The sequence below is a fragment of the Streptomyces spinoverrucosus genome (genome assembly GCF_006539505.1).
Lineage (GTDB): Bacteria > Actinomycetota > Actinomycetes > Streptomycetales > Streptomycetaceae > Streptomyces > Streptomyces spinoverrucosus.
In genome coordinates this window covers 1-12720 of the sequence record NZ_BJND01000117.1, presented here as the reverse complement: position 1 = coordinate 12720, position 12720 = coordinate 1, and the positions used below count along the sequence as shown (strand labels likewise).

Annotated in this window: 14 protein-coding genes; 9 read left to right on the top strand and 5 right to left on the bottom strand. The window is 67.7% G+C overall.

Translation table 11 applies throughout. From position 1 onward, the window contains the following. The 3 genes from SSP24_RS41005 to dnaA form a co-directional block, all read right to left on the bottom strand. Nucleotides 1-480, bottom strand: a 480-nt coding sequence (locus SSP24_RS41005) for an NAD(P)-binding domain-containing protein (RefSeq protein WP_244951810.1), incomplete at its 3' end; no start/stop codon positions are given. Between the two features lie 196 nt (nt 481-676). Further along, on the bottom strand, nt 677-1807 hold the full coding sequence (dnaN, locus tag SSP24_RS41000) for a DNA polymerase III subunit beta (protein ID WP_141316129.1): 1131 nt from the start codon (nt 1805-1807) through the stop codon (nt 677-679). 859 nt (nt 1808-2666) lie between these two features. After that, complete coding sequence (gene dnaA / locus SSP24_RS40990) at nt 2667-4550, bottom strand: chromosomal replication initiator protein DnaA (RefSeq protein ID WP_141316127.1); 1884 nt, start codon at nt 4548-4550, stop codon at nt 2667-2669. A 375-nt stretch (nt 4551-4925) separates the two neighbouring features. Between dnaA and rpmH the strand changes: the two genes are divergently transcribed. From rpmH to SSP24_RS40945, 9 genes are all read left to right on the top strand, one after another. Further along, on the top strand, nt 4926-5063 hold the full coding sequence (gene rpmH, locus SSP24_RS40985) for a 50S ribosomal protein L34 (RefSeq protein ID WP_003956500.1): 138 nt from the start codon (nt 4926-4928) through the stop codon (nt 5061-5063). Between the two features lie 21 nt (nt 5064-5084). Continuing rightward, nucleotides 5085-5456, top strand: coding sequence for a ribonuclease P protein component (rnpA, locus tag SSP24_RS40980; RefSeq protein ID WP_141316125.1), 372 nt, complete (start codon nt 5085-5087; stop codon nt 5454-5456). Next, the gene (gene yidD / locus SSP24_RS40975) at nt 5453-5830 is read left to right on the top strand and encodes a membrane protein insertion efficiency factor YidD (RefSeq protein ID WP_141316123.1); all 378 of its coding nucleotides are present in this window, start codon (nt 5453-5455) and stop codon (nt 5828-5830) included. Before rnpA ends, yidD begins: the two co-directional genes overlap by 4 nt. Before the next feature lie 3 nt (nt 5831-5833). Continuing rightward, nucleotides 5834-7126: a membrane protein insertase YidC gene (yidC, locus tag SSP24_RS40970; protein WP_141316121.1), complete on the top strand. Its 1293-nt coding sequence runs from the start codon at nt 5834-5836 to the stop codon at nt 7124-7126. A gap of 15 nt (nt 7127-7141) precedes the next feature. After that, a complete protein-coding gene (locus SSP24_RS40965) occupies nt 7142-7654 on the top strand; it encodes a Jag family protein (protein ID WP_141316119.1) in 513 nt (170 codons plus the stop codon). A gap of 105 nt (nt 7655-7759) precedes the next feature. Then, on the top strand, nt 7760-8476 hold the full coding sequence (rsmG, locus tag SSP24_RS40960; protein ID WP_141316117.1) for a 16S rRNA (guanine(527)-N(7))-methyltransferase RsmG: 717 nt from the start codon (nt 7760-7762) through the stop codon (nt 8474-8476). Between the two features lie 372 nt (nt 8477-8848). Next, entirely contained in the window at nt 8849-9922 is a 1074-nt protein-coding gene (locus tag SSP24_RS40955; protein WP_141316131.1) for a ParA family protein, read from the top strand. Then, nucleotides 9919-11022 (top strand): ParB/RepB/Spo0J family partition protein, encoded by a 1104-nt coding sequence (locus tag SSP24_RS40950; protein WP_141316115.1) that lies wholly within the window; start codon nt 9919-9921, stop codon nt 11020-11022. Before SSP24_RS40955 ends, SSP24_RS40950 begins: the two co-directional genes overlap by 4 nt. A 330-nt stretch (nt 11023-11352) precedes the next feature. Continuing rightward, complete coding sequence (locus SSP24_RS40945) at nt 11353-11970, top strand: GNAT family N-acetyltransferase (protein WP_141316113.1); 618 nt, start codon at nt 11353-11355, stop codon at nt 11968-11970. A gap of 105 nt (nt 11971-12075) precedes the next feature. On the opposite strand, the gene trxA is transcribed toward SSP24_RS40945, so the two are convergent. After that, complete coding sequence (trxA, locus tag SSP24_RS40940; protein ID WP_141316111.1) at nt 12076-12408, bottom strand: thioredoxin; 333 nt, start codon at nt 12406-12408, stop codon at nt 12076-12078. 44 nt (nt 12409-12452) lie between these two features. Beyond that, the coding region (locus SSP24_RS40935; protein WP_167529861.1) for an FAD-dependent oxidoreductase at nt 12453-12720 on the bottom strand (268 nt) is incomplete at its 5' end.

The window sequence follows — 12720 nt, the reverse complement described above, 5'->3', positions numbered from 1 at the left end:
CCCCGCGCCCACCTTGCCGGCGTGCACGGAGCCGAAGTTCCCCTCGGGCTTGAGCGCGTCGAAGATCGGCTGCACCTTGGCGACGTTCTCCGCGTCGCCGCCGTACATGAGCGCATAGCCGTTCTCCAGGCCCCAGACGCCGCCGGAGACACCGCAGTCGACGAAGCCGATGCCGTTGGCGGCCAGCTCCTCGGCGTGCTTCTCGTCGTCCGTCCAGCGGGAGTTGCCGCCGTCCACGACGACGTCACCGGGCTCCAGGAGCGCGGCCAGCTCGTCGATCGTCGACTGGGTGGCGGCACCGGCCGGGACCATCACCCATACGACGCGGGGGCCGCTGAGCTTGCCCACAAGCTCTTCGAGGCTGTGGACATCGGCGAGGTCCGGGTTGCGGTCGTATCCGACGACGGTGTGGCCCGCGCGGCGGATCCGCTCACGCATGTTGCCGCCCATCTTGCCGAGGCCGACGAGACCGAGCTCCATCAGTTGTGTTCCTTAGGTTGCGACAGATGTTGCGAGGTGGCGTTGCGGCACTTTCGTACCTGCGTCCGAGCCTAAACCCGGACTCTCGCGCACATCTGTGGGCATACGCGCTCAGGCGTACGGCCCTCACCTGCGGCTTCGCCCACGTCGCCAATCCACAGGCTGTGGGCGCCGTGGGCGGGCACGGATCCGCGCGTCAGCCGCTCAGTCGCACCGGCATGATCAGGTACTTGTACGCCTCGTCCGCCTCGGCGTCCACCGCCGGCTTGCCGCTGAGCAGCGCGGGCTTGGTGGACGTCGTGAAGGACAGCTGGGCCACCGGGGAGTCGATGGCGCTCAGGCCGTCCAGCAGGAACGTCGGGTTGAAGGCGATCGAGATGTCGTCGCCCTCCAGCTGCGCGTCAACCCTTTCCACAGCCTGTGCGTCGTCGCTGGAACCGGCCTCCAGGATCAGCACGCCCTGCTCGAAGCTCAGCCGCACTGGCGTGTTCCGCTCGGCGACCAGGGCCACGCGCTTGACGGCCTCGACGAACGGCGCGGTCTCGATCACCGCGACGCTGTTGAACTCCGTCGGGAACAGCGTGCGGTACTTCGGGAGGTCGCCCTCCAGCAGGCGGGTCGTCGTCCGCCGACCAGCACCCTCGAAACCGATCAGGCCCTCGCCCGCGCCCGAGCCGGACAGCGCCAGCGTCACGCTGTCACCGCTGGTCAGCGACTTGGCGGTGTCGAGGAGCGTCTTGGCGGGCACCAGGGCGACCGCCGAGGCGTCCGGGTTCTCCGGCTTCCACAGGAACTCGCGGACCGCGAAGCGGTAGCGGTCGGTGGAGGCCAGGGTGACCCTGTCGCCCTCGATCTCGATGCGCACACCGGTGAGCACGGGCAGCGTGTCGTCCCGGCCGGCGGCGATGGCGACCTGGGCGGCCGCGGCGGCGAAGACCTCGCCGGGGACCGTGCCCGTGGCGTTCGGCATCTGCGGCAGCGCCGGGTACTCCTCCACAGGCAGCGTGTGCAGGGTGAACCGGGAGGAGCCGCACACCACCGTCGCCCGTACACCGTCTGTGGAAATCTCCACCGGCCGGTTGGGGAGGGCGCGGGAGATGTCGGCGAGCAGTCGGCCGGAGACCAGGACCGTGCCCTCCTCCTCGACCTCCGCCTCCACCGACACGCGCGCGGAGACCTCGTAGTCGAAGCTCGACAGGCTCAGCTGGCCGTCCTCGGCCTTCAGCAGCAGGCCGGCGAGGACAGGCGCCGGCGGACGGGCCGGGAGGCTGCGCGCCGCCCAGGCCACGGCCTCCGCGAGTACGTCGCGTTCCACCCGGATCTTCACTGTTGCCGCCTCCTGCTGTTGCCGGCGCTTCTCGCCCTGCCTGGCTTCGTCGTCTGTCTCGGTGTCACCGGCCCCTGGGAAGGGAAGGACACCCGGGGACCAGTCTGACGCACGGCACTGACAGTAGGTGCCTCTCGGGGTCAAGTCGTGACGAGGGGCAGCCGGGCACCGAACGGCGAGTTGTGCACAGGGCCCTCTTCGAAACGAATTCAGCGCTCTCTCTAGTCGGGAGTAGTAGTAGGGCCTGTGGATACCGTGGATAACTCCGTTTGCGCAGGTCAGCGCCGAGATTTTGTCCACGGGGCCTGTGGGCGGCGGCGGTGGACAACTCAGCCCGGCTGTGGAGAAAAGAAAGTTCTGCACACCCCATGCACAGGGTGAGGTGAGTTCTCCCCAGGGCCGTCCCCAGCTTTACCCACGTTTCCCACAGCCCAACCCGGCACCTTTGTGTGACGCCTTTCACTCGGCCCGGTGATCGGGCGCGTCGGGTTGCCGAACAGTGGACAGGCCTGTGGAGAAGGTGGGGATCGCTGGGGACAACTGACCCCAGCCTGTGGGTTGCCCGTGGACAACTCCGTCCACCGCCTGTGGATCCGTCTGCTGTCCACAGTCTGTGGAGATCGTTCGTCCACCAATCCACAGGCAGCTGACCTGGTCTGATGGTCTTTCAACAGGTGCGGCTGTGGATACGATCTGGACAACTTCGCAGTCCCCAGGATGTGGACGGAAAAAACTCCACGAATCTGTGGAGAGTGGCCGTAACGCGGCGCGTATTCGAACACCGGATGGCCGGGGAACGACGAAGGGCGCCCCGGGAATCTGGTCCCGGAGCGCCCTCGGAGGCGTACGACGGCTGCTGTCAGCCGTTCTTGATGCGGTTGGTCAGCTCGGTCACCTGGTTGTAGATGGAGCGCCGCTCGGCCATCAGATTGCGGATCTTGCGGTCCGCGTGCATCACGGTGGTGTGGTCGCGGCCGCCGAACAGCGCGCCGATCTTCGGCAGCGACAGATCCGTCAGCTCACGGCACAGGTACATGGCGATCTGCCGGGCCGTGACGAGCTGGCGGCCCCGCGAGCTGCCGCACAGGTCCTCGACCGTGAGGCCGAAGTAGTCGGCGGTCGCGCTCATGATGGCCGTCGAGGTGATCTCCGGCGTGGAGTCCTCGCCGCCGGGGATCAGATCCTTCAGGACGATCTCGGTCAGGCCCAGGTCCACCGGCTGCCGGTTGAGCGAGGCGAACGCCGTCACTCTGATCAGCGCGCCCTCCAGCTCACGGATGTTGCGCGAGATCCGCGAGGCGATGAACTCCAGTACCTCGGGCGGGGCGTTGAGCTGCTCCTGTACGGCTTTCTTGCGCAGGATCGCGATCCGCGTCTCCAGCTCGGGCGGCTGGACGTCGGTGATCAGGCCCCACTCGAAACGGTTCCGCAGCCGGTCCTCCAGCGTCACCAGCTGCTTCGGCGGCCGGTCGCTGGACAGGACGATCTGCTTGTTGGCGTTGTGGAGGGTGTTGAAGGTGTGGAAGAACTCCTCCTGCGTCGACTCCTTGTCCGCCAGGAACTGGATGTCGTCGACCAGCAGGATGTCCATCTCGCGGTAGCGCTTGCGGAAGCTGTCGCCCTTGCCGTCGCGGATGGAGTTGATGAACTCGTTGGTGAACTCCTCCGAGCTCACATATCGCACGCGCGTGCCTGGGTACAGGCTCCGCGCGTAGTGTCCGATCGCGTGCAGCAGGTGTGTCTTGCCGAGCCCCGACTCCCCATAGATGAAGAGGGGGTTGTAGGCCTTTGCCGGTGCCTCGGCGACGGCGACAGCGGCCGCGTGCGCGAAGCGGTTGGACGCGCCGATGACGAACGTGTCGAAGAGGTACTTCGGATTCAGCCGCGCGGTCGGCTCCCCGGGACCGGTCGCCGGCGCGGGCTGCGCGGCCAGCGGGCCGGGGGCGCCGCTGGACACAGGAAGCGTGGCCCCGCCCGGGCCGCGGTGCACCTGCCCGCCGCCGACCGACGGCTCGGGCAGCTCGCGCCGCGCGTCGCGCTGGTCGTAGTCGCCGCGTGACGGGTCGTACTCGGGGCGCTGCTGGTCGTAGCCCTGCGGGCGGTACTCCTGCGTGGGCGGGCCGTAGGAGTCGTGGGACGGGGAGCCGTACGAGTCCTGTGAGCCGTACGACTCCTGCGGCGGCGTCGCGTAGGGGTCCCGCTCCGGGAAGCCGAGGCGTGGCTGCTGCCAGCTGTACTCGTCCTGGGACGGCCGCGGCCAGGCGCCCGGCTCGGGGCGCTGGTATTCGGACGGGTAGGCGGGGCGCGGGCTGGGGAGCTGGTCGCCGGGCGAGCCCGGCAGCTGCTCGGCGCGGTGGCGGCCGTAGCCCTCGTACTGGCCGTCGTACTGTCCGGACGACGGGAGCTCGGGCTCCTCGTAGCGCGGCTGGGGGTGGACGGGGGGCGCCGGCGGGGACGGGGGCTCGCCCGCAGAGTCGTCGACGGTGATCGCGATCCGGATCGGGCGGCCGCACTCGCGGCTCAGTGTCTCGCTCACGATCGGAGCGAGGCGGCCTTCCAGCACACCCTTCGCGAACTCGTTCGGTACGGCGAGCAGCGCGGTGTCGGCGACCAGCGCGAGTGGCTGGCAGCGCCGGATCCAGTGTTCGTCCTTGGCCTCGACGCCCTGCCCACGGCCCTCACCGAGAAGCTGCTCGAGTACTCGTGGCCACACTGCGGCAAGATCGGCAGGTACGTCAGCCACAGGGCACGCTCTCTCACGGGTCCCACGAACGTGTGGTTGTGGGACGGGTCGGGATGTAAATCGGGTCGGGCGGGGATAAGGGAACGAATCGGAGTCCAGCCACGGTAGTCAGGGCGACGGGTGCGGTTCAAGTTGTTGTCCCCAGGCTGTGGACAGTGTCTCGCGGTGACCCCTGGTTTGACCGGATGGCGCAGCCGCGCGTACCGTAACCAGGTCGAGTTGTCGATGGCTGCTGCCGCCTGCCTCCGATGGGCACAGATCGCGTCAAGGTGATCGGAAAGCGGTGCACTCGGGCGTAACGCGAGCTACTCGTGGGCGCACGGTGACAGCCAGGACGGCACCCCGCCACCACCGATTTCTTTCTGGAGCCCCCGAGTGAGCAAGCGCACCTTCCAGCCGAACAACCGTCGTCGCGCCAAGACCCACGGCTTCCGGTTGCGTATGCGCACCCGTGCCGGCCGCGCGATTCTCGCGTCCCGCCGTAGCAAGGGTCGCGCCCGTCTGTCCGCCTGATCTCGATCAGGTCATGACGTCGTGCTGCCCACCGAGAACCGGCTGAGGCGGCGCGAGGACTTCGCGACCGCGGTACGACGAGGACGCCGGGCCGGACGCCCACTCCTCGTCGTCCACCTTCGTAGCGGTGCCACGGACCCGCACGCGCCTGGGGAGAGCGCTCCCCCGACGCGTGCGGGTTTCGTCGTGAGCAAGGCCGTGGGCGGTGCGGTGGTGCGTAACACAGTGAAGCGCAGACTGCGTCATCTGATGCGTGACCGGGTCGACCTGCTGCCCCCCGGTAGCCTGGTAGTCGTACGAGCGCTGCCCGGCGCGGGCGACGCCGACCATGCACAGCTGGCCCGAGACCTGGATGCCGCCCTGCAGCGGCTGCTGGGAGGGGGCGCGCGATGAAGTACCCGCTGCTGGCGCTGATCAAGCTGTACCAGTGGACCATCAGCCCGCTGCTCGGGCCGGTGTGCAAGTACTACCCGTCGTGTTCCCACTACGGCTACACGGCTATTGACCGGCACGGTGCCCTCAAGGGCACCGCACTCACGGCCTGGCGCATCCTGCGCTGCAATCCGTGGTCGCTGGGCGGTGTGGACCATGTCCCGCCGCGCAAGCGTCCGCGGTGGCACGAACTGCTGCGCAACGCATGGCGCGCACGCAAGGGCGGGCCCTCCGCCGCCGAAACGGCCACCGACGAGAATGTTCCTTCGAGTCCTTCGAACGACGTTCCTTCGAGCCCGGCCGCAGAGACCTCGTCCCATGCCCAAGGAGCATGATTAGTGGACACGATTGCCAGCCTCTTCAGCTTCATCACCACACCCGTCTCATGGGTCATCGTCCAGTTCCATTCGCTGTACGGTGCGCTCTTCGGCCCTGACACGGGCTGGGCCTGGGGCCTGTCCATCGTGTCGCTGGTGATCTTGATCCGTATCTGCCTGATCCCGCTCTTTGTGAAGCAGATCAAGGCGACCCGGGCCATGCAGACGCTCCAGCCCGAGATGAAGAAGATCCAGGAGCGCTACAAGAACGACAAACAGCGTCAGTCCGAAGAGATGATGAAGCTGTACAAGGAGACGGGCACCAACCCGCTCTCCTCGTGCCTTCCCATCCTGGCGCAGTCGCCGTTCTTCTTCGCCCTGTACCACGTGCTCAACAGCATCGCGTCGAACGACACCATCGGCGTGATCAACGAGCGGCTGCTCGCGAGTGCGCAGAAGGCGCACATCTTCGGTGCCCCGCTGGCGTCGAAGTTCACGGACGGCTCCAGCGAGGTCGCGGCGCTCGGCTCCTCGATCACCGATGTGCGGGTCGTCACCGCCATCATGATCGTCCTGATGTCGCTGTCGCAGTTCTACACGCAGCGCCAGCTGATGACGAAGAACGTCGACACCTCGGTGAAGACGCCGTTCATGCAGCAGCAGAAGATGCTGATGTACATCTTCCCGATCATCTTCGCTGTCTTCGGCATCAATTTCCCGGTCGGTGTCCTCGTCTACTGGCTGACCACCAACGTGTGGACCATGGGTCAGCAGATGTACGTCATCCACAACAACCCGACCCCGGGTTCCAAGGCCCAGGCCGCTTACCTGGACCGCCTGTACAAGCACGTCACGCACCACGGCAAGACCCGTAGCCGGCGTGAGCGTGTCATCGTCAAGGCCATCGTCGCCAAGGGCCGGGACCGCAACGACTACGAGCGCAAGTTCATCAACGGCCTCAGCAAGGCCGGTCTCGCGGCCCAGACCGACGGCACTGTCTTGAAGAGCGAGGCCGCCGTGGCCACCGTGACCGAGGACGGTACGCCGACCACGGCCGCCGCTCCGAAGCGTCAGCAGCCCAAGCGGCAGCCCAAGTCCAAGCGGCAGGCCGCCAGCGGTCCCAAGCCCGCGGGCGGTGCCGAGAAGACCTCCGCGGCGTCGACCTCGCTGAGCAAGTCCGACGATCCGCAGGACGCCAAGCCGGCGGAGTCCGCCGACAAGGCGGCGCCCAAGTCCGGTGGCGGGGGCCGCAGCCGGGCCCAGTCCGGCCAGCGCAAGGGTCCGCAGCGGCCCAAGTCCTCGTCCAAGAAGTAAGAAGGAGTCCATCCCGTGACGGAAGGCACCACCTCCGCCGCTGCCGAGGGTGCAGACACCCTGACCCGCCTGGAGCAGGAGGGTGAGATCGCGGCGGACTACCTCGAAGGTCTGCTGGACATCGCCGATCTCGACGGCGACATCGACATGGACGTCGAGGGGGATCGCGCCGCTGTCTCGATCATCAGCGACACGGGGAGCCGTGACCTGCAGAAGCTGGTCGGCCGGGACGGTGAGGTGCTGGAGGCGCTCCAGGAGCTCACGCGCCTGGCCGTGCACCGGGAGACCGGTGACCGCAGCCGGCTGATGCTGGACATCGCGGGCTACCGCGCCAAGAAGCGCTCCGAGCTCTCAGAGCTGGGCGCCAAGGCCGCCGCCGATGCCAAGAACAGCGGCGAGCCCGTGAAGCTCAAGCCGATGACGCCGTTCGAGCGCAAGGTCGTGCACGACGCCGTCAAGGCCGCGGGGCTGCGCAGCGAGTCCGAGGGCGAGGAGCCGGAGCGCTTCGTCGTCGTGCTGCCTGCCTGAGCGGTCCCACGTTCCACCGGCCCCGTCTGTTGCGCAGGCGGGGCCGATCTTTGTCAGCCTGGTAGTCAGCGCGCGTGCGCTGCAGGGTACGGAAGGACGGTCCCCGTGACGGAGGCAGCGGAGCTCCCCCCCGCTCCCGAGGAGGCCCGGGCGGTATTCGGTGATCGCTTCGCGGACGCGGTCCGGTACGCGGAGCTGCTGGCTGAGGCAGGTGTGCAGCGAGGGCTCATCGGCCCCCGGGAGGTGCCCCGGTTGTGGGAGCGGCATCTGCTGAACTGTGCGGTGCTCTCGGAGGTCGTGCCCGAGGGGGTCACGGTCTGCGATGTCGGTTCCGGTGCCGGTCTGCCGGGCATCCCGCTGGCGCTGGTCCGTGAGGACCTGAAGATCACGCTGCTGGAGCCCCTGCTGCGGCGGACGAACTTCCTCACCGAGGTCGTCGAGCTGCTCGGCCTCGACCATGTCACCGTCGTGCGTGGCCGTGCCGAGGAGGTCATGGGCAAGCTGCCGCCGGTCCATGTGGTGACGGCTCGGGCAGTGGCCCCGCTGGACCGACTGGCCGCCTGGGGCATTCCGTTGCTGCGCCCCTACGGCGAGATGCTCGCGCTCAAGGGCGACACCGCGGAGGAGGAGCTCAAGGCCGCGGCCACCGCGCTGAGCAAGCTCGGGGCGGTGAGCACATCCATCCTGCACGTGGGTGAGGGCGTCGTGGATCCCATGTCCACGGTTGTGCGCGTCGAGGTCGGGGAGAGCCCCGGCGGTGTGCGCTTCGCGGCGAAGCGGGCAAAGGCGGCGCGGACGGGGCGGACACGTCGGCGGCGCTGATCCGTCGTGAGTGCTGATCCGTCGTGAGTGCTGATCCGTCCTGAGCACTGATCCGCCCTGAGCACTGATCCGTCCTGAGGACGAGACGTACTCCACACAAGCTGCCAAACCTATGCATCACGGAGTGTCGCGACAGTCCGGTCACGGCTGCTGTGCATCGTGTTTCACGTGAAACGTCGCTCACTGCTGCACGGCATCATCAGCCGCGGCCGCGCCGCGGCCGAACCCCGCGATCGTAAGCCTCTTGGCTCACTAGGCGAGGCTCCTGCCGTATCCGATGACGCTCCGTCCCCCTCAAGGGGCGCGGAGTTGTCCACAGAGGTGGATTTCTCCACAGAACACCAGGCCTCACTGGTTCACGACCCCGAAGGCATGGGAGGCTCTGTTCATTGCGAGCCTGAAGTCGAGGAGAGTGAATCCTTGCGGTCCGACGCCAACATCGCGGGACCGATGACCGATCCGGTCCCCGGTCCCCGTACCGAGTCGCCGGGGGAGGATGTTTCACGTGAAACACCGCCCCCGATGGACGACACTCCCATCGGTCGTGCTGCCCAACTGGCGGTCGAGGCTCTGGGCCGGGCCGGTGAGGGTCTGCCAAGACCTGAACAGACCCGTGTCATCGTCGTCGCCAACCAGAAGGGTGGCGTTGGCAAGACGACGACGACCGTCAACTTGGCCGCATCGCTGGCTCTGCATGGCGGCCGTGTCCTGGTGATTGACCTCGACCCGCAGGGCAACGCGTCCACCGCTCTCGGGATCGACCACCACGCCGAAGTCCCTTCCATTTACGACGTGTTGGTCGAGAGTAAGCCGCTCTCGGAGGTCGTCCAGCCGGTCCCCGACGTCGAGGGTCTCTTCTGCGCCCCTGCCACGATCGATCTCGCCGGTGCGGAGATCGAGCTGGTGTCCCTGGTGGCGCGGGAGAGCCGTCTTCAGCGAGCGATCCAGTCCTACGAGCAGCCGCTGGACTACATCCTCATCGACTGCCCGCCCTCGCTCGGCCTGTTGACGGTCAATGCGCTCGTGGCCGGCCAGGAGGTCCTCATCCCGATCCAGTGCGAGTACTACGCGCTGGAGGGCCTGGGTCAGCTACTGCGCAACGTCGACCTGGTGCGGGGGCACCTCAACCCCACGCTGCATGTCTCGACGATCCTGCTCACCATGTACGACGGCCGGACGCGCCTTGCCTCCCAGGTCGCGGACGAGGTGCGCAGCCACTTCGGCGACGAGGTGCTACGGACGAGCATTCCTCGCTCGGTCCGTATCTCCGAGGCGCCGAGCTACGGGCAGACGGTTCTGACCTACGATCCAGGATCGAGCGGTGCCCTCTCCTATCTTGAGGCGGCACGAGAAATCGCGCTGAAGGGTGTCGGCGTCAGCCATGACGCGACGCACGCCCATATCGGCGCCCAGAGCGACCAGAGCATGGTGGAGGGGATCCAGTGAGCGAGCGACGGAGGGGGCTGGGCCGTGGTCTCGGGGCACTGATCCCTGCGGCCCCGACCGAGAAGACGCCGGCCCAGGCTGCGGTGGGAGGTGTTGCATCCACGTCTCCCACGGCGGTGCCGGTGCTTCCCTCCGACCGCGGCGTGGCCGCGGCGAAGGTGGCCACGCTGCCGCCTGTTTCACGTGAAACCGAAGAGCCGTCGGTGAGCGCCGCGGTGGACATGCCCGCACCTCCCATGGGCGCCCACTTCGCCGAGCTTCCCCTCGACTCCATCAAGCCCAACCCGCGGCAGCCCCGTGAGGTCTTCGACGAGGACGCGCTGCAGGAGCTCGTCACCTCCATCCAGGAGGTCGGTCTTCTCCAGCCGGTCGTCGTACGACAGCTGGGTCCCGCTCGCTATGAGCTGATCATGGGCGAGCGGCGCTGGCGGGCCTGCCGTGAGGCGGGCCTCGAAGCGATCCCGGCGATCGTGCGTGCCACGGAGGACGAGAAGCTCCTCCTCGACGCCCTGCTGGAGAACCTGCACCGGGCGCAGCTGAACCCGCTGGAAGAGGCGGCCGCCTATGACCAGCTGCTGAAGGACTTCAACTGCACGCATGACCAGCTGGCGGACCGTATCGGCCGGTCCCGTCCGCAGGTCTCCAACACGCTGCGTCTGCTGAAGCTTTCGCCGGCGGTTCAGCGCCGGGTGGCGGCGGGTGTGCTCTCCGCCGGGCACGCGCGGGCCCTGCTCTCCGTGGAGGACTCGGAGGAGCAGGACCGGCTGGCCCATCGGATCGTGGCCGAGGGGCTCTCGGTGCGCGCTGTCGAGGAGATCGTGACCCTTATGGGATCGCGGCCCAAGGCGGCCCAGCGTTCCAAGGGGCCGCGGGCCGGTACCCGGGTCTCTCCGGCGCTGACCGACCTCGCGACCCGTCTCTCGGATCGCTTCGAGACGCGGGTCAAGGTCGACCTCGGGCAGAAGAAGGGCAAGATCACCGTGGAGTTCGCCTCCATGGAGGATCTTGAGCGGATCCTCGGCTCACTCGCCCCGGGCGAGGGGCCCGTCCTGCAGAGGAGCCTTCTGGAGGGCGGCGACTCCGAGGAGACGGACGACTGACGCTCCGGGCGGGGTGATCCCGCTCAGCAGGGGTTCGTGCGGGCCGTGTCCGGTGTGTACCGGAACACGGCCCGCACTTTGCTTTCTGGCGGTATCGATGGAATCGCTTCATGGATACGATGCGTTCGGGTATGGCGCATCCACCTGGCAGTACGTTTGCGGTACGTCTATGGGAGGCGGGGCCATGCGAACGATGAGCCGGACCGGACTGCTGAGCGCGGGACTGGGCCTGGGAGCGGTCGGCGGATTCGTCGGCAGCCTGCTCAGGGAACGGAGTGCTCTGACTGCCGCACGGGATGCGGCGGGCGAGGGAAGCGAGGAACAGCCTTCATGGGGCGTCGGCTCGTACCGCTCACGCTGGACAACCTTCAGGACCTTCCCCGGCGCTGTCGCACGTGTGTCTTCTGGGAGCTGGACCCAGTCAGCGGCGAGGCAGCGGTAAAGGCGGGCACACCCGCGCTGGAGAAGGAAGCCTGGATCTCGTCCGTCCTGCTGGACTGGGGTTCCTGCGGGCGAGTCGTCTATGTCGATGAGGCACCGGTGGGCTTTGTGCTCTACGCGCCACCGGCCTATGTGCCCCGTTCGACGGCGTTCCCGACGAGTCCCGTCTCTCCGGACGCGGTGCAGTTGATGACCGCGTTCATCGTGCCCGGGTACCAGGGCCAGGGGCTGGGACGCGTGATGGTTCAGACGGTGGCCAAGGATCTCCTGCGGCGCGGCTTCAAGGCGATCGAGGCCTTCGGGGACGCCCGCTGGAAGGAACCCGCCTGTGTGCTGCCCGCCGAGCATCTGCTGGCGGTGGGCTTCAAGACGGTTCGGCCGCATCTCACGTATCCGCGCATGCGGCTGGAGCTACGGACGACTCTCTCCTGGAAGGAAGACGTGGAGATGGCGCTGGACCGGCTGCTCGGGGCGGTCCAGAAGGAACCGGCGCTGCGACCGCTGTAAGGCACCAGCACCGCGACCGCTGTAAAGCGAATGGGCCAACCCGTCGGGGTTGGCCCATTCGTGTTTCACGTGAAACATGCGCCGTCGGCTCGACGGCACAGCCCGTCACTCGGCGATGAAGTCCTCAAGGTCGCGCAGGATCGCGGCCTTCGGCTTGGCACCGACGATGGTCTTGGCGACCTCACCACCCTGGTAGACGTTCAGGGTCGGGATCGACATGACACCGTACTTGGCGGCCGTACCCGGGTTCTCGTCGATGTTCAGCTTGACGATCTCGATCTTGTCGCCGTACTCGGCGGCGATCGCCTCAAGGGACGGCGCGATCTGGCGGCAGGGACCGCACCAGGCGGCCCAGAAGTCCACCAGGACGGGCTTGTCGCTCTTGAGGACGTCCTGCTCGAAGGAGTCGTCGGTCACATTCTTCAGGGTGCCGGCCACGGCGGGCTCCTTAACTGTTTGGTGCGTGGGGCTGGGTGAGGGGGTCAGACAGTGGTCTTCTCGGGCTCGGCCTTCTCCTCGTCCGCGAGTGCGGCGAGGAAGCGCTCGGCGTCGAGGGCGGCGGCACAGCCGGTGCCGGCCGCGGTGATCGCCTGGCGGTAGGTGTGGTCCACCACGTCACCGGAGCCGAAGACACCGGTCACGTTCGTGCGGGTGGAGGGGGCGTCGACCTTGAGGTAGCCCTCCTCGTCCAGCTCAAGCTGGCCCTTGAACAGCTCGGTGCGCGGGTCGTGGCCGATCGCGATGAACAGA

Excerpts from the sequence above, each read along its gene's own strand:
- yidD (WP_141316123.1), top strand. The coding sequence starts at position 5,453 with ATGAAGTACCCGCTGCTGGCGCTGATCAAGCTGTACCAGTGGACCATC.
- SSP24_RS40955 (WP_141316131.1), top strand. The coding sequence starts at position 8,849 with ATGGGAGGCTCTGTTCATTGCGAGCCTGAAGTCGAGGAGAGTGAATCC.
- SSP24_RS40945 (WP_141316113.1), top strand. The coding sequence starts at position 11,353 with ATGGGGCGTCGGCTCGTACCGCTCACGCTGGACAACCTTCAGGACCTT.